Here is a 23,821-nt window from a genome sequence, read left to right on the forward strand (position 1 = left end):
ATGAACAGCCTGTGGTTGCAACGCTTCACACCCAGGCCGCAGGCGCGGGCCCGCCTGTTCTGCTTTCCCCATGCCGGGGTGGGTGCGGCCGTGTACCGGCCCTGGTCGCTTGCGCTGCCCGCCGATCTGGAACTGTGCGCGATCCAGCTGCCCGGCCGCGCCAACCGCCTGAACGAGCCCGCGATGACGCACCTTCCCGAGCTCGTCAGCGCCGTGGTGGCCGCGCTGCAACCCCATCTCGATCTGCCGTTCGCCTTTTTTGGCCACAGCATGGGCGCGGTGCTCTCGAGTGAAGTGGCGCGTGCGCTGCACGCGAGCGGCGCGCCGACGCCGCGCCACCTGTTCGTCTCGGGCCGGCGTCCGCCGCACTGGCCCAACCCCGATCCCCTGCTGCACGTCCTGTCGGACGCCGATTTCGTGACGGAGATCAACCGCCGCTACGGTGGCATTCCGCCCGAGGTGGCCGAGCACGAGGAGCTGCTGGCGTTGCTGTTGCCCGCGCTGCGGGCCGACATCCACGCCCTGGAGACCCACCTGCCGCCGGCCTCCCGCGCGCCGCTGGCCTGCCCGGTCACGGTGTTCGGCGGCTCGGACGATCCGCTGACGCCGCGCGCCCACCTGGACGGCTGGCGCGGCGAAACCCAGGGCGCGTTCCGCGTGCGGGTGTTCCCGGGGGATCACTTCTACCTCCAGGCGCAGAAAGACCCGCTGCTGGCCGACCTGTCGGCCACGCTGGCGCCGCTGCTGGCCGAGGCCCGGCCGCGTGAGACCTCGGCATGAACCACCCCTCGAAGGAACCCGTCGCCATCGTGGGCATCGGGTGCCGCTTCCCGGGGGGCGTGATCGACCCCGCCAGTTTCTGGCGGCTCTTGAGCCAAGGGCAGGATGCGATTGGCGAGGTGCCGGCCGACCGCATCGACCTCCAGCGGTTTTTCGACGCGCGCCCCGCGACCCCGGGCCGCATGATGTCGCGGCGCGGTGGCTTCCTCGATCGCATGGACCTGTTCGATGCCGATTTCTTCGGCATTTCGCCGCGCGAGGCACAGGTGATCGATCCCCAGCAGCGCGTGCTGCTGGAGACGGCCTGGGAGGCGCTGGAAGACGCCGGCCAGGATGTGCCGCAGCTCGAAGGCAGCGAGACCGCGGTCTACATCGGCCAGTGGGTCAGTGATTTCGAGTCCCGGCTGTTCGCCCAACCCGAGGCAATCGACTTCCCTTCCACGCTGGGCAGCGGGCGCTACGCCTCGTCGGGGCGCATCTCCTACGTGTTCGGCTTTCGCGGGCCGAGCCTGACGATCGATTCGGCCTGCTCGTCGTCGCTGGCGGCGGTGCACCTGGCCGTGCGCAGCCTGCGCAGCGGTGAGACGCGCCTGGCCCTGGCCGGCGGCGTGAACATGATCCTGCAGCCGCACATCACCATCGGCTACTCGCAGAGTCGCATGATGGCCGCCGACGGCCACTGCAAGTTCGGCGACGCCTCGGGCGATGGCTACGTGCGCAGCGAAGGCGCCGGGCTGGTGGTGCTGAAACGGCTGGCCGATGCGGTGCGCGACGGCGACCGCATCTACGCGGTGATTCGTGGCAGCGCGGTGAACAACGATGGCCGCAGCAGCGGCGTGATGGGCCGGCCCAGCCGCATCGGCCACGAGGAGATGCTGCGCGCCGCCTACCGCGACGCCGGCGTGGCCGCCTCGCAGGTGTCGTACGTGGAAGCGCATGGCACCGGCACGCGCGCCGGCGACCCGGTGGAGATCACCGCCTTGGGCGCCGTGCTGGGCGATGCCCGCGAGGCGGGCCGCACCTGCCACATCGGGTCGGTCAAGACCAACATCGGCCACACCGAGGGCGCGGCCGGCGTGGCCGGGCTGATCAAGACCGCGCTTGCGCTGCACCACGGTGCAGTGCCGGCCAGCCTGCATTTCGTGAATCCCAATCCCGGCGTGCCCTGGGGCGAGCTGCCGTTTCGCGTGCCGACCTCGCTCGCGGCCTGGTCGGCGTCGGGCACCCCGCGCGTGGCAGGCGTCAACTCGTTCGGCATCGCGGGCACCAACGCCCATGTCGTGTTGCAGGAGGCGCCGGCGGTCGAGGCGAAGGCTTCGCCCGCCGCCCCGGGCCCGGCGGTGGTGCTTCCACTGTCCGCCAGGAGCCCGGAGGCCTTGCGCGCGCTCGCTTCCCGGTACGCCGATCGGCTCGCGGACGCGGACGCCCTGGCGCTGCAGGAACTCTGCCAGGCGGCCGCGCTGCGGCGCTCGGCGCTGGATGTCCGGGCGGCTTTCGCTGCGCAGGACGCGGCTTCGCTGCGCGAGGCCTTGCAGCGCTTCGCTTCGGGCGAAGGCGAGGGCGTCCAGGCGCGCCCCGGTGAGCGTCCGCGCGTCGCCTTCGTCGTGCCCGGGCAGGGCGCGCAGTGGAGTGGCATGGCGCGGCAGCTGATGGCTCACGAGCCCGTGTTCCGCGACATCCTTTCGCAGTGCGATGCCGCCGCGCGACCCTTCCTGGACGTGTCCATCCTGGCCCTGTTGCAGGCCGAACCCGGCAGCGCCGACGCCCAGCTCGACCGCATCGACGTGGTGCAGCCGATGCTGGTGTCCCTCGCGATCGCCTACGCGGCGCTGCTGCGCTCCTGGGGCGTGGAGCCCGACGCCGTGGTGGGTCACAGCATGGGCGAGGTGGGCGCGGCCTGCATCGCCGGCGTGCTCGACATCGGGCAGGCCATGCAGATCGTGTGCGCGCGCAGCCGGCTCATGCGGCGCGTCAGCGGCCTGGGCGCCATGGCCCTGGTGGAGCTGTCGATGGAGGATGCGCGCCAGCGCCTGCGAGGCCGGGAAGACCGGCTGTCGGTGGCGGTGAGCAACAGCCCGCGATCCAGTGTCATCTCGGGCGAGCCCGAGGCGGTGCAGGCCGTGATGGCCGAACTCGAGCGCGAGCAGATCTTCTGCCGCTTGGTGAAGGTGGATGTGGCCTCGCACAGCCCGCAGATGGAGCCGCTCGCGCAGGAACTGGCCCAGCAGCTCGACGGCCTGGCGCCCTCGGCCGCCCGCTGCCCTCTGTATTCCACCGTGCGCGCGCGCCGCGTCGAGGGCCATGAAATGCCCGCCGCCTACTGGGCGGACAACCTGCGCCGCCCGGTGCTGTTCTCGCACGCCGTGGAGCAGATGCTGGCCGAGGGCATCACCGTGTTCGTCGAACTCGGTCCACACCCGGTCCTGCTGCCATCCCTGCAGCAGACCGCGCAGATCGCCGCGCGCGACATCGCCACCGTGGCCTGCGGCCACCGCGACGAGCCGGCCTGCCTGGGTGCCCGCGCGGCACTGGGCGCCCTGTGGATGCACGGCGTTCCCGTGGACTGGCGCGCGAGCCAGCCGGCGCCGGGCCGCTGGGTGGACCTGCCTTCCTATCCCTGGCAGCGCGAACGGCACTGGGCCGACGCGGCCGAGGTGCCGAGCTTCAACACCAGCGGCGCGCTGGGCCCGACCCGCAAGCCGGACGCCGCTTCGCTGGACTGGCTGTACCAGCTCCAATGGATCGCCAGCGACCCTTCCCACGACAGCGCGCCGCGCGCTTCGCGCTGGCTGGTGGTCGGTGCGGCCGACGAGGCCCTGGTGGCCGCGCTGCGCGCCTCGGGCATGCAGGCGCGCGGCGTGCCGCTGGCCGGGCTGGACGCCGCACTTGCCGAGCCTTGCGACCATGTGGTGCTCTGGGCGAAAGAGGACGTCACGGCGCCGTTTCTCCCATTGCAGGCGCTGCGCGCTCTGCGGAGCGCGGGCGCCGACGCCCGCCTCTGGTTCATCACCCAGGCCGCCCAGGCGGTGGTGCCGGGCGAGCGCGTGCAACTGCTGCAAGGCGCGCTCTGGGGCAGCGCCCGCGTGCTCGCCGAAGAGCACCCCGAGCACTGGGGCGGTCTGATCGACCTCGGCGCCGACTTCGACGCCGCGCGCGGCGCAGGCGCGTTGGCGGACCACCTGCTGTGCGCCGATGGCGAAGACCAGGTCGCCTGGCGCGGCCCCTACCGCCATGTCCTGCGCCTGACGCGCGCCGAGCGCGACCGCCTGGTGCAGCCCTTTGCCTGGCGCGCCGACGCGGCTTACCTCATCACCGGTGGCCTGGGCGGCGTGGCCGGCCACGTGGCACGGGCCATGGTGGAAGGCGGGGCGCGCCGGCTGGTGCTGCTGGGCCGCACCCCCTTGCCCGAGCGCGCGGCCTGGGGCGCGCTCGACCCCGCCAGTGCCGAAGGCCGGCGCGTGGCCGCCGTGCGCGCGCTCGAAGCCCTGGGCGCCTCGGTGCACGTCGCCGCGGTGGACGTGGCCGACAGGGATCAGATGCAAGCCTTCCTCGCGCGCTACGCCGCCGAGGCCTGGCCGGCGATCCGGGGCGTGGTGCACGCCGCCGGCACCTTCGACAACCGCCTGGCCAGCCAGATGGACGAGGCCGCCTTCGACGCGGTGCTGCGGCCCAAGCTGCAGGGCGCTCGCTGGCTGGACCAGCTGCTGCCCGACCTCGACCTGTTCGTCACCTTTTCCTCGACCGGCGCCGTGTTCGCGCAGGCGGGCCAGGCCAACTACGCGGCCGCCAACGCCGGGCTGGACGCGCTGGCGCAGGACCGGCGCGCGCGCGGCGTGCCCGCGCTCAGCATCGGCTGGGGCGTGTGGGCCGGCACCGGCCTCGTGCACGACGCCGCCGGTGCCCAGAACGTCGCGCAGATGGAGCGCCAGGGCATCCGGGCGTTCGAACCCGCGCAAGGCGCCGCGCTGTTCCCCTGGCTGTGTCAGCGCCGCGAGGCGCACCTGATCGTGGTGCCCCTGGACTGGGCGGCCTTCGCCAAGGCGCGGGCCGGCCGAACCGCGCCGCTCTGCCGCGACCTGCTGGCCGCGTTGCCGGCGGCGCCGGTGACCACCGCGGGCCTGGGTGAACAACTCGCCACGGCAGCGCCGGCCGAACGGCGCCGCCTGCTGGAGGGCCTGGTGAAGGAGGCCGTGGGCGCCGTGCTGCGCATCGCGCCCGCTCGCCTGGACCCGCGCAAGGCCCTGGGCGCGATGGGCCTGAACTCCCTCATGGCCATGGAGCTGCGCAACCGGCTCGAAGCCGCCACCGGCCGCTCGCTCTCGGCAACCCTGGCCTGGAACTACCCCACGGTGGAAGCGCTGGCCGCCCATCTGGCGGGCGCCGATGCCGCCGCGCCGGTGGCGCCACCGGCCCAGGATGCCTTCCCACCGCCGGCCGCGCCCGTCGTGGCCGCCCTGTCCGATGAAGACGCCTTGCTGGCGCTGCGCGGCAGCCGCCGCCGGGGAGGAGGCTGATGGCATCCGACGCGCTCAAAGGCCTGTCCGCCCTCAAGCTCGCGCTGATGGCGCGGCAACTGCGCGAATCGGCCGAGCCGGTGCTGCGCGCCGACCCCATCGCCGTGGTTGGCATGGGCTGCCGCACGCCCGGCGGCGTGGAATCGCCGGCCGATCTGTGGAGCCTGCTGCGCGATGGCCGCGAGGCGATCCGCGAAGTGCCGGCCGACCGCTGGGACGGTGACGCCTGGTACAGCCCCGATGCGGCCGCGCCCGCGAAGTCGCTCACCAAATGGGGTGGCTTCCTCGACCGCATCGACGGCTTCGACGCCGCGTACTTCGGCGTGCTGCCGCGCGAGGCCGAGCGCATGGACCCCCAGCAGCGCCTGCTGCTCGAAGTCGCCATCGAGGCGCTGGACGACGCCGGCCTGTCCGAGGCGCACCTCAAAGGCAGCCGCACCGGCGTGTACATCGCGAGCTACCACAGCGACTACGCGCAGATGCAGCACAACGACCTGGCCGCCGTCGACGCGCGCACGCTCACCGGCACGCTGCACAGCGTGGTCGCCAACCGGCTGTCCTACCTGCTGGACCTGCGCGGCCCCAGCCTGTCGATCGACACCGCCTGCTCGTCCTCGCTGGTGGCGATCCACCTGGCCTGCCAGAGCCTGCGCAGCGGCGAAAGCGACCTCGCGGTGGCTGGTGGCGTGTCGCTGATGATCTCGCCCGAGCTGATGGTCTCGCTGTCCAAGGTCGGCTTCATGGCGCCCGACGGCCGCTGCAAGACCTTCGACGAATCCGCCGACGGCTTCGGCCGCGGCGAAGGCTGTGGCGTGGTGGTGCTCAAGCGCCTGGCCGACGCGGTGGCCGATGGCGACCGCGTGCTCGGCGTGCTGCGCGGCTCGGCCGTGAACTCCGACGGCCACTCCACGCTGCTGGCCGCCCCCAACGGCCTGGCCCAGCAGGCCATGGTGCGCGAGGCGCTGGACAACGCGCAGCTCGAACCCCACCGCATCGGTTTCGTCGAGGCCCATGGCACCGGCACCGCGCTGGGCGACCCGATCGAGGTGGAGGCCCTGGCCGCCACCGTGGGCCAGCCCGCGCCCGGTGCCGGCACCTGCTACATCGGCGCGGCCAAGGCCAACATCGGCCACCTCGAAGCGGGCGCCGGTGTGGTCGGCCTGATCAAGACCGTGCTGGCGCTGCAGCACGAGGCGATCCCGCCGCAACCCAATTTCACCCGGCTGAGCCACCACATCTCGCTGGCCGGCACGCGCCTGGCCGTGGCCACCGCGCTCACGCCCTGGCCGCGTGGCGCACAGGCGCGCTGCGCCGCCGTGAGTTCCTTCGGCGTGGGCGGCACCAACGCCCACGTGATCGTGGAAGAGGCCCCGGCGCTGCCGGCCGAGCCGTCCTCCCAGGGCGAGGGCGCCTGGCACCTGCTGCCGCTGTCGGCCCGAAGCCCCGAGGCGCTGCGCGCACTGGCGCAGCGCTGGGCGGAGTTCCTCGCCCGGGGCACCGTGGCCTTGCCCGATGCCGTGTTCACCGCCGCCGAACGCCGCACGCACCACGATGTGCGGCTGGCCGTGGTCGGCCAGTCGGCTCAAGACATCGTCACGCGCCTGAACCAGTTCGCGCTCGGCGAAGACGCGCCGGCGCTGGCCAGCGGCCAGCGCTCGTCCACCGCGCTGCCGCGCGTGGCCTTCGTGTTCAGTGGGCAGGGGCCGCAGTGGCACGCCATGGGCCGCGAACTGCTGGCCAGCGAGCCCGTGTTCCGCGCGGTGATGACCGAGTGCGACGCGCTGCTGCGCCCGCTCTCGGGCTGGTCGCTGCTGGACGCCCTGGCCGCAGACGAAGCGCACTCGCGGCTCGGCGAAACCGAGGTCGCGCAGCCTGCGCTGTTCGCCTTGCAGGTAGCCCTGGTGGCGCTCTGGAAATCCTGGGGCATCCAGCCCGATGGACTGGTGGGCCACAGCATCGGCGAGGTGGCCGCGCTGCACGTGGCGGGTGTGCTCCCGTTGCCCGACGCGATCCGCGTGGTCTGGCATCGGGGCCGCACCATGCAGCAGGCCACCGGCCTGGGGCGCATGGCCTCGGTCGGCCTGAGCGCCGAAGCCGCCGACGAATTCGTGAGGCCGTGGAACGGCCAACTCTCCGTGGCCGCGCTCAACGGGCCGCGCAGCGTGGTGCTCTCGGGCGACGCGAAGGCCCTGGACGAGGCGCTCGACCAGCTCACCGCGCGCGGCGTGGCCCACCGCATGCTGCCGGTGCAGTACGCCTTCCACAGCGCGCAGATGGCGCCGTTCCAGCAGCGGCTCACCGACGAACTCGCGGGCCTGCGCTGCGCGGCGCCGGGCGTGCCGGTCTACTCCACCGTCACGGGCGCCTTGCTCGACCCGCAACCGCTCGACGTGGGCTACTTCGGGCGCAACGTGCGCCAGACCGTTCGCTTCGCCCCGGCCATCCAGGCCATGGCAGACGACGGCTTCGACGTGTTCCTCGAAATCGGCCCCCACCCGGTGCTCGGCGCCTCGATCGCCGAATGCCTGGCCGGTGCGGAGGTGGAGCCCCGTTTGCTGACCTCGCTGCGCCGAGGCAAGCCCGAGCGCGAAACCCTGCTGCAGGCCTGCGCCGGCCTGTATGCCGCTGGCTTCATGCCGGCCTGGGACGCGCTCCAGCCCGAAGGCGGGCAGGTGGTGTCGCTGCCAGCCTACCCCTGGCAGCGCAGGCGCCACTGGATCCGCCCGCGCCCTGTGTCGACCCCGGGCGTTTCAACGCCACAGGGCGCGGCCGTTCACCCCTTGCTCGGCCGGCGCCTGCCCATGGCGAGTCAGAAGATGCGCATCCACGAGGGCGAGGCGTCCGCCGCGCAGGCCTGGCTGAACGACCACCGCATCTTCGGCCGCCTGCTGATGCCGGCCGCCGCCATGATGGACGTGCTGGGCGCGGCCGCGCGCGATCTGCTGCGGGCCGACGCCGTGCGGCTCACTGGCTTCACGCTCTCGCGCCCGCTGGTCATCGCCGAGGCGGGCGAGCCTGCCACGCGCTGGCAGGTCTCGGCCACGCTGGACGAGGGCGGCGCCGTGGACCTCGAATTGCACCAGGCGCTCGATGGCGATGGGTGGCTGCCGGTGGCGAGCGCCCGCGCGGTGGCCGCGACCGGCGCCGAGGAGGCCGATGCCGTGGCCACCGGCCAGGCCGTGGACGCCTCGGCGGTCCACCAGCGCTTCGCCGAACTCGGCGTGGCCTTCGGCCCCCATTTCCGCGTGCTGCGGGACGTGGCGTGCGGCCCTGGCGCGGCCAGCGGCTGGGTGGAACTGCCCGACGATGCCCTGGCCACGGGCCATGCCCTGCACCCGGTGTTGCTCGATGGCGCGCTGCAGCTCTGTTCCGTGGCCGCGGGCCACGCCGGTGGCGGCCTGCCGCCCAGCCTCTACCTGCCGCTGGGGGTGGACGAGCTGCTGTTGCGCCCGGCGCGATCGCGGCGCCTCCAGGTGGCGGCCAGCGTGGTCGAGACCGGCAGCTCGCTCACCGCGCGCGTGACCCTCTGCGAACCCGACGGCACCGTGGTCGCCCGCCTGGACGGCATGCGTTTCGCCCCGGCCGACGCCAGCGCCTTCGCGGCCGCCGATGCCAGCGACGGTTGGCTGTACGACCTGGCCTGGCAGCCCCAGCCGCTGCTCACCGCCACGGCCGACCTGCAAGGCCGCTGGCTGCTGCTGGCCGACCGCTGCGGCGTGGCCGACGAACTCGCGGACCGCCTGGCGCAGGCCGGCGCGCAGTGCGTGCGCGTGCGGCCGGGCGAGGCCCTGGACACCGCCGGCCCCTGGCGCGGCGTGGTGCATCTCTGGACCCTGGACACGGCACCGCTCGACGGGCCCGCCGGGCACGACGACGACTGGCTCACCGTGGGCAGCGCGCTCGCGCTGGTGCAGGGCCTGGGCGCCGCGCCCGCGCCGCTGTGGCTGGTGAGCCGGGGCGCGCAGGCGGTCAGCGGCCAGGAAGCCGCCGATGCCCTGCGGCCGCGCGCGGCCGGCCTCTGGGGCCTGGCGGGCGTGGTGGCGGTCGAGCACCCGGAACTGCAGGTCCATGCGATCGACCTGGACCCCACGGACACCGCGAATGCGGCCCTGAACCTGTTGACCGAATTGCGGCAACCGCCCGCGTCCCCGCAGCGCATCGCCCTGCGTGGCGCGCAGCGCTGGGCGGCCCGGCTGGTGCGCCACCGCCGGGGCGAGGGCGCGCGCCGCAGCGAGCCCCGGCATTGGGTGGTGGCCCAGGCCGGCACGCTCGACGGCGCGCGGCTGCAGGCCTCCACGCCCCACCGCCTGCAGGCCGGCGAAGTGCGCCTGCGCGTGCGCGCGGCCGGCATCAATTTCCGCGACGTGCTGCTCACCCTGGGCATGTACAGCGCGCCCGGCGTGCCGCTGGGCGCCGAGTGCGCCGGGGAGGTCACCGACATCGGCGTGGGCGTCGAGGGACTCGCGGTGGGCGACACCGTGTTCGGTTTTGCGCCCGGCAGCCTGGGCACGGAGGTGACCGTGCCGGCGGCCTTTCTCGCCAAGCTGCCGGCCGGCATGGCCGTTGAAAACGCCGCGGCCCTGCCGGTGGCGTTTCTCACCGCCCACCACGGCCTGCACCGCCTTGCCCAACTGCAGCCGGGCCAGCGCGTGCTGATCCATGCCGCCGCCGGTGGCGTGGGCCTGGCCGCCGTGCAGCTAGCGCTGCGCGCGGGTGCCCAGGTGTTCGCCACGGCGGGCTCGCCCGACAAACGCGAGCTGCTGCGCCAGATGGGCGTGGCGCAAGTGATGGATTCGCGTTCGCTCGCCTTCGCCGACGAGCTGCGCGCCGCCACGAACGGGCAGGGCGTGCACGTGGTGCTCAACTCCCTGGCCGGCGATTTCATTCCCGCCACGCTGGGTGTGCTGGGCCAGGGCGGCACCTTCCTGGAACTGGGCAAGCGCGACATCCTCACCGCCGAGTCCGCCGCCGCGCTGCGGCCCGACGTGCGCTACCACGCCTACGACCTGGGCTCCGAAGCCCAGGCCGACCACGGCCTGCTGCGGCCCATGTTCGACGACCTGCTCGCGGCCTTCGCCGATGGCAGTCTCGCGCCCCTGCCGGTGCGGGTCTACCCGCTGGAGGGCGCGCAGGACGCCTTCCGCTTCATGGCGCAGGCCCGGCACGTGGGCAAGATCGTGCTGCGCGTGCCGCAGCCGGCGGCGATCGCCGCCGACGCCACCTACTGGATCACCGGCGGCCTGGGTGGCCTGGGGCTGGAAACGGCGCGCTGGCTGGTCGCCTCGGGCGCGCGCCACCTGGCGCTCAGCGGCCGTTCGGCTCCTGGCGACCACGCGCAGGCGGTGATCGCCGAACTGCGCGCATCGGGCGCCACCGTGAACACCTTCGAGGCCGACGCCGCCGACCGCGAGCGCATGGCGTCGGTGCTCGATCGCCTTTCGCGCACCATGCCGCCGCTGCGCGGCGTGGTGCACGCCGCCGGCGCCTTGGACGACGCCGTGCTGCTGCGCCAGACCTGGCCGCGCTGCCAGGCCGTGCTGCGCGGCAAGGCCCATGGCGCCTGGGTGCTGCACGATCTCACGCGCCACCTGCCGCTCAATCTCTTCGTGCTCTATTCCGCCGCCGGCCTCTGGCTGGGCGCGGCCGGGCAGGGGGCCTACCCGGCCGCGAACGCCGAACTCGATGCCCTGGCCCACGCGCGCCATCGCCAGGGCCTGCCCGCCCTGAGCGTGGCCTGGGGCGCCTGGGCCGAGGTCGGCATGGCCGCGCAGTCGGCCAGCGGCGGCCACGGCACGTGGGCCGCGCGCGGCCTGGGCCAGATCACCCCCGCCACCGGCTTCGCCGCGCTGGCGCAGCTGCTGCAGGAGGGCACCGTCCATGCGCTGGTGCTGCCGATCGACTGGACGCGCTTCCTGGCGCAGCTGCCGGCCGGGGCCGACGCGGGCTTCTTCCAGGCGCTGGCCACCGCCACGCCCACCCCGGCGCCCGCTGCCCCGCCCGCCGGGCCAGCGGTGCTGGAGCGGCTGCAGGCCATGCCCGGCGGCCAGCGCCGCGCGGCCCTCATCGCCTACCTGAGCGAGCGCACCTTGCAGGTGCTGGGCCTGGAATCGGCGCAGCCGCTGCAGCCCCGCATCGCACTCAAGGAAGTCGGCCTCGATTCCCTGATGGCCGTGGAGCTGCGCAACGCCTTGGCCAAAGCCTTCGCGCACCCGCTGCCGGCCACGCTGCTGTTCGATTACCCCACGCTCGACGCCCTGGCCACCAGCCTGCTGCGCACGCTGGGCCTGGAGGTCGAGGCGGCGCCTGCGCCATCGTTCGCCGCGCCCGCCGCCGCGCCGCCCGTGCTCGACGAACTGGCCGACCTCAGCGATGAGGAAGCCGAAGCCCTCTTGTTGAAGGAACTCGAAAGCGGGTCCTCGGAGCACACATGACAGACACCCCGCCGGGCGCCGAAGCGCTCACCCCCGTCAAGCGTGCGCTGCTCGAGATCCGCGATCTCAAGGCCCAGCTCGCGCGCGCGCAGGCGGCGCTGCACGAACCCATCGCCATCGTCGGCATGGGCATGCGCCTGCCTGGCGGTGTGCACGACGCCGAGAGCTTCGCCGAGCTGCTGTGGTCGGGCACCGACGCGATCCAGGGCATCCCGGCGGACCGCTGGTCGCTCGACGAGCTCTACGCCGAAGACCCGGACGCGCCGGGCAAGATGACCACGCGCTTCGGCGGCTTCATCGATCAGGTGGACCGCTTCGACGCCGAGTTCTTCGGCATCTCGCCGCGCGAGGCCGCCAGCATGGACCCGCAGCAGCGCCTCATGCTGCAGGTGAGCTGGGAAGCGCTGGAAGACGCCGGCCACGCCGGCCCCGAACTCGCGGGCTCGCGCACCGGCGTCTACCTGGGCGTGAGCAACAACGACTACGGCCGCGCGCTGTTCGCCCACCCCGAGCTGATCGACGCCTACTTCAGCACCGGCAACGCCTACAGCGTGGTGGCCGGCCGGCTGTCCTACTTTCTCGGCCTGCAGGGGCCGGCGGTGGTGGTGGACACCGCCTGTTCCTCCTCGCTGGTGGCGCTGCACCAGGCCTGCCAGGCCCTGCGCGCGGGCGAGTGCGACCGGGCGTTGGCCGGGGCGGTGAACCTGATCCTCACGCCCGAGATGAACATCAACTTCTCGCGCGCCCGCATGATGGCCGCCGACGGCCGCTGCAAGACCTTCGACGCCGAGGCCGACGGCTACGTGCGCGGCGAAGGCTGCGCGGTGCTGGTGCTGCGCCGCCTCTCGGACGCGCTGGCGCAGGGCGACCGCGTGCTGGCCGTGGTGCGTGGCAGCGCGCTCAACCAGGACGGCCGCAGCGGCGGCCTGACCGCGCCCAACGGCCCGGCCCAGGAGGCCGTGCTGCGCGCGGCGCTGGCCTCGGCCCGGGTGCCGGCGAGCGCGATCGGTTATGTGGAAGCGCACGGCACGGGCACGCCACTGGGCGACCCGATCGAGGTCGGTGCGCTCGGCGCGGTGCTGGGCGAGGGCCGCAGCGCGGCGCAGCCGCTGCCCATCGGCTCGGTCAAGACCAACATCGGCCACCTGGAAGCGGCCGCCGGCATGGCCGGCGTGATCAAGGTGGTGCTGGCGATGCAGCGGCGTGAGATCCCGCCGCACCTGCACTTTCGCACCGGCAGCCCGCACATCGCGTGGGACCGCCTGGCGCTGACCGTGCCCACGCAGGTCACGCCCTGGGCGCCGATCGAGGGCCGGCGCCTCGCGGGCGTGAGCTCGTTCGGCTTCAGCGGCACCAACGCCCACGTCATCCTCGAAGAAGCCCCGCAGAAGACACCCGCCCCGGCTGGCAAGGACCGCCCGCTGCACCTGCTGGCGCTCTCCGCGCGCGACGGCGCCACGCTGCAGGAACTGGTGCGCCGCCACGAGGCCGCGCTGGCCAAGGCCACCGCGCCGCTGGCCGACCTCTGCTTCACCGCCAACGCCGGCCGGGCCCACTTCAGCCACCGCGTGGCCGTGGTCGGCGCCGACCTCGAAGGCATCCGCCAGGGCCTGGCCCAGGCCGAGGCCAGCCAGGTGCAGGGCGCGCAGCGCCCGCAGGTGGCCTTCCTGTTCACCGGGCAGGGCGCCCAGTACGCCGGCATGGGCCGGGCCCTGTACGACAGCGCGCCGGTGTTCCGCCAGGCGCTGGACGACTGCGCCGCGCGCCTCGCGCCCCTGCTGCCGCGCGGCCTGCTGGAGGTGATCTTCGCCGCGCCCGGCGAGGCCTCGCCGATCAACGACACCCTGTATGCGCAGCCCACCACCTTCGCCATCGAGTACGCGCTGGCCGCGCTCTGGCGCTCCTGGGGCATCGAGCCGGTGGCCGTGATGGGCCACAGCCTGGGCGAGTACGCCGCCGCCTGCGTGGCCGGCATGCTCCCGCTCGACGACGCGCTGCGCCTGGTCACCGAGCGCGGCCGCCTCACGCACGCGCTGCCCGCCGACGGCGGCATGGCCGCGGTCTTCGCGCCCGAGGCGGTGGTGATGGCCGAGCTGGCCCGCGCCGGCGGCGCGCTGACCATCGCCGCCTACAACGGTCCCGAGCACTTCGTCGTCAGCGGCCTGCGCACCGAGGTGGACGCGCTGCTGGCCCACCTGGAGCGCGCCGGTGTGCGCGCCAAGGCGCTGCGCGTGCCGCACGCGGCGCATTCGCGCTGGATCGAGCCGGTGCTGCCCGAGTTCGGCCGCGCGCTCGAAGGCGTGCGCTTCTCGGCGCCGCAGATCGCGCTGGTGTCCAACCTCACGGGCCAGTTCGCGGGCGTGGAAGAGATCGGGCGCCCGGGCTACTGGCTGGACCACATGCGCCAGCCCGTGCGCTTCGAGCAGTCCCTGCAGGTGCTGCTGGCCCAGGGCATCACGCACTTCATCGAGATCGGCCCGCACCCCGTGCTGCTGGGCATGGGGGCCGAATGCGCCGCCGGCGCGCCGGTCGAATGGCTGCCCTCCCTGCACCGCGAGCGCGCCGACTGGACCGACCTGCTCGAAGGCCTGCAGCGCCTGTACCTGGCGGGCGCGGACGTGAACTGGGCCGCGCTCGACGCCGGCCAGGCCCGCCAGCGCGTGGCCCTGCCCACCTACCCCTTCCGAGAGCGCCGCCACTGGATGGACGTGGTGGGCCAGCCGGCCGCCCCGGCCGACGGCGCCGCCCGCCGCTGGGACGCGCTCACCCGCGCGCTCCAGCGACAGGCCGAACGCGGCCCGCTCGACCTGAACGCCGCCTCCTACCCCGCCAAGTGGGCCTGCCTGGAGCGCATCACCTCGGCCCACGCCGTGCGCACCCTGCGCGACGGCGGGCTGTTCAAGGCGGCAGGCGAGCGCCACACCCTGGCCCAGGTGCTGCAGCGCGCCGGCATCGCCGAGACCTACGGCCACCTGGTGCAGCGCTGGCTGGACCGGCTGGTCGCCCAGGGCGATCTGGTGCAGGAGGGCGACAGCTTCGTGGCGCCCGCGCCGCTGGCCGAGCCCGACCTGGCCGCGCTCTGGCGCGAGGCCGAGGCGCTGTTCGCCGACAACCAGCCCCTGCTGGCCTACGTGCGCCATTGCGGCGAGCTCGTGAGCCCGGTGCTGCGCGGCGGCGAGAGCCCGCTGGAAACCCTGTTCCCCGGTGGCGGCTTCGAGCTGGCCGAAGGCCTGTACGAGCGCTCGGCCACCATGCGCTACATCAACGCGCTCGCGGCCTCGGGTTTCGAGGCGCTGGGCGCCTCGGTCGCGCCCGGGCGCCAGCTGCGCGTGCTCGAGGTCGGCGCCGGCACCGGCGGCACCACCGCCTCGCTGCTGCCCGCCTTGCCGGCCGACCGCACGGCGTACCGCTTCACCGACGTGTCCGACTTCTTCATGGACCGGGCGCGCGAGCGCTTCGCGGGCCATCCCTTCGTGAGCTACGGCGTGCTCGACATGGACCGCGATCCGTTCGAACAGGGTGTCGCGCCGCAGAGTTTCGATGTCATCGTTTCGGCCAACGCGGTGCACGCCAGCAAGGACCTGCGCCTGACCCTCTCGCGCCTGCACGATCTGCTGGCCCCGGGCGGTGTGCTGCTGCTGGTGGAATCCACCGTGCACATGGCGTGGTTCGACATGACCACCGGCCTGATCGAAGGCTGGCAGCATTTCGCCGACGACCTGCGCACCGACAACCCGCTGCTGCCGCCCGCCACCTGGCTGCAGGCGCTGCGCGACGCCGGCTTCGACGCCGCGGGCGCCTGGCCCCAGGCCGGCTCCAGCGCCGAGCTGCTGGGCCAGCACGTCATCGTGGCGCGCGCGCCCGGCGATGCGTCGTCGGGCGCCGCGGCGGCGCAGGCCGGCGAGCTGCCCGAGGCGATGGCGCCGAGCGCCACCCCGGCCCAGACCCGGGCTGGCGCCCTGCGCGAACAGCTGGAAGCGGCCCTGCCGGGCGAACGTCTGGAGCTTTTGCGTGAATTCGTGCGCGATCGGGTCGTGCGTGTGCTGCGCCTGGACAAAAACGACACACCAGGGCGGCATGATCGCCTGATGGACCTGGGTTTCGACTCTCTGATGGCGGTGCAGCTGCGCAACCAGCTGGGCGCCAGCCTGGGCCTGGACAAGCCCTTGCCCGCCACCCTGATGTTCGACCACCCGACGATCGACGCCCTGGCCAGCCACCTGCTGGGCCGTCTGGCGCCGCCCGAGGCCCCGGCGCCGGCGGCCCCGAAGGGCATGGAAGTTGCACCCGCCCCGGCGGTGCTGGGCGAGGCCGCGGTCGCGGCCATGAGCGATGCGGACATCGAGGCCTTGCTCCTCGACCGCCTGGGAAAACCATGAACGACGAGCGTCCGAACCCCGCTGCTGCGCCGCAGGAGCCTGCGGCCCTGTCGCCCCTCAAGCGCGCCTTCCTGGCCCTGGAGGATGCGCAGTCGCGCCTGGCGGCCATGGAGCGCGCCGCGCGCGAGCCGATCGCGGTGATCGGCCTGGGCTGCCGCGTGCCCGGCGGCGGGAACGACGCCGACAGCTTCTGGCGCCTCATGCGCGACGGCGTGGACGCCATCGGCCCCACGCCCGCCGACCGCTGGGACATGGACGCGCTCTACGACGCCGACCCCGAAGTCCCGGGCCGCATCGCCACGCGCCAGGGCGGCTTTCTCGGCCCGGTGGACCAGTTCGACGCCGGCTTCTTCGGCATCGCCCCGCGCGAAGCGCAAGGCATGGACCCGCAGCAGCGCCTGCTGCTGGAGGTGAGCTGGGAAGCGCTGGAGAACGCCGGCCAGGCGCCCGACCGGCTCGAAGGCTCGCGCACCGGCGTCTACGTGGGCGTGACCGCCAGCGACTACGCCTACATGCAGCTCATGAGCGGCGACCGCTCGCTGCTCGACGCGCACTTCACCTCCGGCATGGCGCACAGCATCGTCTCCGGCCGCCTCTCGTACCTGCTGGGCCTGCAGGGCCCCAGCCTGACGCTGGACACCGCCTGCTCCTCGTCGCTCGTGGCCGTGCACCTGGCCTGCCAGGCCCTGCGCAGCGGCGAATGCCGCATGGCGCTGGCCGGCGGCGTCAACCTCATCCTCTCGCCCGACCTGTACATCGCGCTCTCGCACTCGCGCATGCTCGCGCCCGACGGCCGCTGCAAGACCTTCGACGCGTCGGCCGACGGCTTCGCGCGCGGCGAGGGCTGCGGCATGGTGGTGCTCAAGCGCCTGAGCGACGCCCAGGCCGACGGCGACCGCGTGCTGGCCGTCATTCGTGGCAGCGCGGTCAACCAGGACGGCCCCAGCAGCGGCCTGACCGCGCCCAACGGCCCGGCGCAGGAAGCCGTGATCCGCGAGGCGCTGGCCCGCGCGGGCGTGGCGCCCCACGAAGTCGGCCTGGTCGAGGCGCACGGCACCGGCACCCAGCTTGGCGACCCGCTGGAGGTGCAGGCCCTGGGCGCGGTGTTCGGCAAGGACCGCGAGCAGCCGCTGTGGCTGGCCTCGGTCAAGACCAACATCGGCCACCTGGAAGCGGCCGCCGGCATCACCGGCCTCATCAAGCTGGTGCTCTCGTTGCGGCACCGCGAGATACCGGCCCACCTGCATTTCAAGACGCCCAGCCCGCACATCCCCTGGGCCGACCACGCGCTGCGCGTGCCCACCGAACACACGCCCTGGCAGCCCATCGGCGGGCGCCGCATCGCCGGCGTGAGCTCGTTCGGCTTCAGCGGCACCAACGCGCACGTGGTGCTCGAAGAGGCGCCCGAGGCACCCGCGCTGCCGGCCCGGCCGGCGCGCGCCGCGCACCTCATGGCCCTCTCGGCGCGCGACGAGGCCGCGCTCGCCGCCCTGGCCGCGAGCTACGCCCAGGCCCTGCGTGGCCGCGACGACGCCGAGCTTGCCGACATCTGCTTCACCGCCAACGTTGGCCGCTCGCACTTCGCGCAGCGCGCCACGGTGCTGGCCCACAGCGTGGCCGAACTCTGCGAGCGCCTCGACGCGCTGGCGCGCGGCGCCGAAACCGAGGGGGTGAAAACCGCGCGCGTGGCGCGGCGCGATCCGCCGCGCGTCGCCTTCCTGTTCACCGGCCAGGGAGCGCAGTACGCCGGCATGGCCCGAGGCCTGTACGACAGCGAGCCGGTGTTCCGCGCCGCGCTGGACCGCTGCGCCGCCTTGCTCGCGCCACAGCTCGAACGGCCCCTGCTGTCCGTGCTGTTCCCGGCCGAGGGCGAGACCTCGCCGCTCAACGAGACCGCCTACACCCAGCCCGCGCTGTTCGCGGTCGAATACGCGCTCACCGAATGGTGGCGTGCCTGGGGCGTCGCGCCGCAGGCCGTGATCGGCCATTCGGTGGGCGAACTCGTGGCGGCCTGCGTGGCCGGCGTGTTCAGCCTGGAGGACGCGCTGCGCCTGATCGCGGTGCGCGGCCGCCTGATGCAGGCGCTGCCCGCCGGCGGCGGCATGGCGGCGATCTTCACCACCGAAGAACAGGCAAGGAAAGCCATCGAGCCCTACCGCGACAGCGTGTCGCTGGGTGCCGTCAACGGCGTGGACCAGGTCGTCATCTCCGGCGTGCAGGCCGACGTGGACGCGGTCTGCCGCGAACTGGCGGGGCAGGGCGTGCGCACCCAGGCCCTGACCGTCTCCCACGCCTTCCACTCGCCCCTGGTCGAGCCCATGCTCGACGCCTTCGAGCGCGAAGCGGCGCAGCTGCGCCTCTCGCGCCCGCAATTGCGCCTGGTGTCCAACCTCAGCGGCGCGCTGGCCAGCGAGGAGTTCACCCGCGCCAGCTACTGGCGCCAGCACGTGCGCGAGGCGGTGCGCTTCGGCGACGGCCTGCAGGCGCTGGCCGCGCTGCGGCCCGATGTCTGCATCGAGATCGGCCCGCACCCCACCTTGCTGACCATGGCCAGCCGGGCCTGGGGCGATGCCGGCCCCACGCTGGTCGCGTCCCTGCGCAAGGGGCGCCACGACGGCGAGCAGATGCTCGACGCCGTCGGCGCGCTGTACCTGGCCGGTGCTGACTTGAACTGGCGCGCCGGCGGCGCGGGCCGCACGGTGGACCTGCCGTCCTACCCCTTCCAGCGCGAGCGCTGCTGGTTCCAGGCCAAGCCCCCCGCGCCGGTGCCCGCGGTGCGCGGCCGGGGCACGGGCCATCCCCTGCTCGGCACGCGGTTGCGTGGCGCGGGCACTGAAACGGTTTTTGAATCCCGCCTGAGCGCGGACGAGCCCGGCTACCTGCGCGAACACAGGGTGCAAGGCCACGTGGTCGTGCCGGCCACCGCCTACCTGGACACCTTGCTGGCCGCCGCGCGCCAGCTGTTCGGCCAGGGTCCGGTGGCGGTCGAAGACATCACCGTGCAGGAAGCCATGCTGCTGGCCGAAGACGGCGCGGCGCGCACGCTGCAGGTGGTCTGCGGCGCGGCGCGGCAGGGCGGCGCGGTGGCGGTCACGCTCAGCAGCCTGGATGAAGACGCCACCGACGCCGAACCCTGGGTGGCGCATGTGTCGGGCACCTTGCGCGCGGGCGCCGCCGCGGCGTCAACCGGTTCCCTGGCGGCGCTGAAAGCCGCCTGCGCGGAACCGGTGGACATCGCCGGTTTCTACGAAGGCTTCGCGCGCCGTGGCCTGGACTTCGGCCCCGGCTTCCGCTCCATTCAAACCCTGTGGCGTGGCCCGTCGCAGGCCGTGGGCGAAGTCGCCCTGGCCGATGCGCTGGCCAAGGACGCCGGCGCCTACGGCATGCACCCCGTGCTGCTCGACGGCTGCCTGCAGGTGCTGGCCGCCGCGCTGCCCACCGACGGCGAGGAAGGCCTGTACCTGCCCATCGGCATCGGCCGCTTCGCCTTGCATGGCACGCCCGGCGCGCGTTGCTGGAGCCATGTGAACGTGCTCGCGAGCAGCGCCGAATCGAGCCGCGCCACCGTCACGGTCTGGCAGGCCGACGGCACGCCGCTGGCCGAGCTGGCCGACGTGCAGCTCAAGCGCGTCTCGCGCGACGCGCTGGCGCGCCTGGGCGAGCGCTGGCTCGACGACTGCCTGTACGAGACCGTGTGGCGCGCCGCGCCGGCGCCGCCGCAGGACGCCGCGCCGCAGGCTCCGCTGGCGGTGCTGAGCGCGCAGGCCATGCAGGCCTTGCCCGCGCTGCGCCAATCGGCGCGCCTGGACGCCTACGATGCCTTCATTCCCCAGCTCGAAGCCTTGTGCGCCGAGTACGTGGTGCGCACGCTCTCGCGCCTGGGCTGGGCGCCCGCCGTGGGCGAACACGCCACCGAAGCCGCCCTGGCCGCGCGCCTGGGCGTGCAGGCGCGCCACCACCGCCTGTTCGGCCGCCTGCTGGCCATCCTGGGCGAGGTGGGCCTGCTGGCCCGCGATGCGTCCGGCTGGGTGGTGCGCCGTGCCCTGCACGAGGCGCAGCCCGAAGCCGAACTGGCGCGCCTGAAGGCCGCCTACCCGGACGCCACCGCCGAGCTGGAGATGACCGGTCGCGTGGCAGCCGAGATGGCCGAGGCCCTGCGCGGCGAGCGCGAGCCCATGCAACTGCTGTTCCCCGGTGGCTCGCTGGACACCGCCGAGCGCATGTACCGCGACGCGCCCACCGCCCAGGTCTTCAACGGCCTCATGACCGAGGTCATGCTGGCCGCCGTGGCCCACCAGGCGGCCGGCAGCGACCGGCCGCTGCGCATCCTGGAAATCGGCGGCGGCACCGGCGGCACAACAGCGCGCTTGGCGCCGCGCCTGCCCACGCAGGGCGTGGAATACACCTTCACCGACATCGGCCCGCTGTTCGTGGCGCGCGCCAGGGAACGTTTCGCCGCGCACGGCTTCATGCGCTTCGCGGTGCTCGACCTCGAACAGGACCCGAAGTCGCAGGGCTTCGATCCGCAGCGCTTCGATGTGGTCATCGCCGCCAACGTGATCCACGCCACCGCCGACCTGCGCCGCACGCTCGACCGCGTGCGCGGCCTGCTCGTGCCGGGGGGCCTGCTGGCCATGCTGGAGGTGACGGCACCGCAGCGCTGGTTCGACCTCACCGTGGGCCTCACCGAAGGCTGGTGGGCCTTCGACGACACCGACCTGCGGCCCGACTACGCCACCCTGCCGCGCGAGGCCTGGCTCTCGTTGCTGGCCGACCGGGGCTTCGAAGAACGCACGGCCCTGCCGGAAGGCGGCGGCCACCAGGGCACGCTGGCCCTGCAGTCGCTGCTGCTGGCGCGCGCCACCGGCCCGGCCGCGCGCCGCTGGCTGCTGTGGGCCGACGAAGGCGGCGTGGCCGCAAACCTTGCCGATCGACTGCGCGCTCGCGGCGATCAGTGCGTGCTGGTGCGCGCGGGCGAACGCTTCATGTCGGGCGCCGACGGCACCCTCACCATCAACCCGGCCTCCGCCGCCGACCACCGGCGCGTGTTCAGCGAGCTGCAGGCCGCGGGCCAGGCGGTGCACGGCGTGGTGCATGCCTGGTCGCTCGATGCCGAGCCCTGGGAAAGCCTCTCGTCCAGCCAGCTGAGCGCCGCGCAGACCGTGGGTGCCATGAGCGGCACCCTGCTGGCGCAGGCGCTCATCGGTCTGGGCGCGCCGCCCCCCTTGTGGTTCGCCACGCGCGGTGCCCAGCGCACCGACGAGGGCGACCGCGCGCTCAACCCGGCGCAGGCGCCGGTGTGGGGCCTGGCCAAGGCCGTGGCGCTGGAACACCCCGAACTGCGTTGTGCCTGTGTGGACCTGGAAGAGGGCGCGGAGGTCGATGCCTTGCTGGCCGAACTTGACGCACCGGTGGCCGGCCCCTCGGCGCCGACGCAGGTCGCCTGGCGCGCGGGCGAACGCCGCGCCGCGCAGCTGGCGCACCTGCGCCGCGCCAACGCCACCATCTCCACCAGCCGCCCGGCGGCCTACCGCCTCGCACCTGCGGTCCGGGGCGCGCTCGACGAACTCGGCCTGCAGCCGCTGGAGCGCCGCGCGCCCGGTGCCGGCGAGGTCGAGATCGCGGTGGAGGCCACCGGCCTGAATTTCAAGGACGTGCTCAACGTCCTGGGCATGTACCCCGGCGACCCCGGCCCGCTGGGCGGCGAGTGCGCCGGCCGCGTGAGCGCCGTGGGCCCCGGCGTGACACACCTGCGCGTGGGCGATGCCGTGCTGGCCGTGGCCGGCGGCAGCTTTGCCTCGCACGTCATCGCGCGCGCCGCCTTCGTGCAGCCCCGGCCAGCCGGCCTGAGCGCGGAAGAGGGCGCGTCCTTCCCGATTCCTTTCGTCACCGCCGAGTTCTGCCTGGGCCACCTGGCTGGCATGAAGGCCGGCGACCGTGTGCTGATCCACGCGGCGGCCGGCGGTGTCGGCATGGCGGCGGTGCGGCTGGCGCAGCGCGCCGGTGCCGAGGTGTTCGCCACCGCCGGCTCCGAAGCGAAACGCGAGCTGCTGCGCGCCATGGGCGTGCCGCACGTGATGGATTCGCGCAGCGCCGACTTCGCCGACGAGGTGCTCGCGCTCACGCAAGGCCGGGGCGTGGACACCGTGCTCAACGCGCTCTCGGGCGAGCTGATCGACGCGGGCTTCCGGGCCCTGGCCGACGGCGGCTGCTTCGTCGAGATCGGCAAGCGCGGCATCAAGACGCCGGAGTGGGTGCAGGCGCTGGACCGGGGCCTGCGTTACCACATCGTCGATTGGGGCGAGACCGGCGAGCGCGACCCGGCGCTCATCGGCGGCATGCTGGCGCGCCTGGTGGCCGAGCTGCGCGAGGGTCGGCTGGCCCCGCTGCCGCGCCACGTGTTCGCGCTGGACGAGGCCGAGCGCGCCTTCCGTTTCATGGCCCAGGCCAGACACACCGGCAAGGTCGTGGTGCGCCACGGCGCGGCCGCGCCCGCTGCGGTGCGCCGCGACGGCACCTACCTCATCACCGGCGGCCTGGCCGGGCTGGGCCCGGTGGTGGCGCGCCGGCTCGCCGAGCAGGGCGCGGGCCGCGTGGTGCTGATCAGCCGCCGGGGCGTCACGCCCGAGGTGGCGCCTGTGCTGGATGAGATCCGCGCGCTGGGCACCACCGTGGTGGCCGAGGCGGTGGACGCGAGCGACGCGGACGCGATGACCGCGCTGCTCGCGCGCATCCGCACCGACGGCCCGCCGCTGCGTGGCGTGGTGCACAGCGCCGGCGTGCTGGACGACGCGGGCCTGCTGCAGCAGGACGCGGCGCGCTTCGAGCACGTCTTCGCGCCCAAGGTGCGCGGCGGCTGGCTGCTGGACCAGCTCACCCGCTGCGACGCGCTGGACTTCTTCGTGCTGTTCTCCTCCGTCGCCGCCGTGCTCGGCTCGCGCGGGCAGGCCAACCATTCCGCCGCCAACGCCTTCCTCGACCTGCTGGCCCACGAGCGCCAGGGCCGGGGCCTGCCGGGCCTGAGCATCAACTGGGGCGCCTGGACGGAAGTGGGCGCGGCGGCGGATCGCCAGCTCGCGCAGCGCCTGGCCGCGCAGGGCATCGGCGCGCTCACGCCGCCGCAGGGCCTGCTGGCCTTCGAGCGCCTGCTGGCCCAGGGCGAGGCCCAGGCCGCCGTGCTGCCGATCGAATGGCCGCGCTACCTGCAGGCGATGGGCCTGTCCACGCCGCCGGCCTTCCTGGCCGACCTGGCCGAGCAGGGCGCCGTCGTGGTGGCCTCCACCAAGGCCGGTGCGGCCGCACCCACCGCCGGCCTGCGCCAGCAGCTGCAGGACGCACCGCCCGGGCGCCGTCGCCCGCTGGTGGCGGCCTTCGTGCGCGAGCGCGCGCTCAAGGCGCTGGGCGTGGACCCGGCGCGCGCGGTCGATCCGCGCACGCCGCTGGGCGAGCTCGGCCTGGACTCGCTGCTCGCGGTGGAACTGCGCAACACGCTGGGCTCGGCGCTGGGGCAGACGCTCTCGGCCACCCTGCTGTTCGACTACCCGACCATCGACACGCTCACCGACTACCTGCTCAACGATGTGATCCAACCGCCGCCCGAGGTGGTGGCGGTCGCGGTCGAGGAGCCGGCCAGCATGGTGGACGCGATCGAAGACCTTTCCGACGAAGAAGTGGACCGCTTGCTCGCGCAACGCGCGCAACGCAAGGGATGAAGACG

Annotated in this window: 5 protein-coding genes; all 5 read left to right on the forward strand. The window is 74.0% G+C overall.

Annotated elements, in window-relative coordinates; genetic code table 11:
* The 5 genes from ACODTB_RS07210 to ACODTB_RS07230 are packed head-to-tail and all read left to right on the forward strand — an operon-like array spanning position 1 to position 23,816.
* Positions 1 to 780, forward strand: coding sequence for a thioesterase II family protein (locus ACODTB_RS07210; protein WP_291116731.1), 780 nt, complete (start codon positions 1 to 3; stop codon positions 778 to 780).
* On the forward strand, positions 777 to 5,294 hold the full coding sequence (locus tag ACODTB_RS07215) for a type I polyketide synthase (protein ID WP_291116733.1): 4,518 nt from the start codon (positions 777 to 779) through the stop codon (positions 5,292 to 5,294). Before ACODTB_RS07210 ends, ACODTB_RS07215 begins: the two co-directional genes overlap by 4 nt.
* A complete protein-coding gene (locus ACODTB_RS07220; protein ID WP_488929192.1) occupies positions 5,294 to 11,725 on the forward strand; it encodes an SDR family NAD(P)-dependent oxidoreductase in 6,432 nt (2,143 codons plus the stop codon). Before ACODTB_RS07215 ends, ACODTB_RS07220 begins: the two co-directional genes overlap by 1 nt.
* Positions 11,722 to 16,104 carry a type I polyketide synthase gene (locus ACODTB_RS07225; protein WP_291116740.1) on the forward strand — a complete coding sequence of 1,461 codons (4,383 nt, stop codon included), beginning with the start codon at positions 11,722 to 11,724 and terminating at the stop codon, positions 16,102 to 16,104. The genes ACODTB_RS07220 and ACODTB_RS07225 overlap by 4 nt, the downstream gene beginning before the upstream one ends.
* A complete protein-coding gene (locus tag ACODTB_RS07230; RefSeq protein ID WP_291116776.1) occupies positions 16,101 to 23,816 on the forward strand; it encodes a type I polyketide synthase in 7,716 nt (2,571 codons plus the stop codon). Before ACODTB_RS07225 ends, ACODTB_RS07230 begins: the two co-directional genes overlap by 4 nt.
* Positions 23,817 to 23,821: the final 5 nt, after the last annotated feature.

It is taken from the genome of Hydrogenophaga sp. FG152, assembly GCF_057809615.1.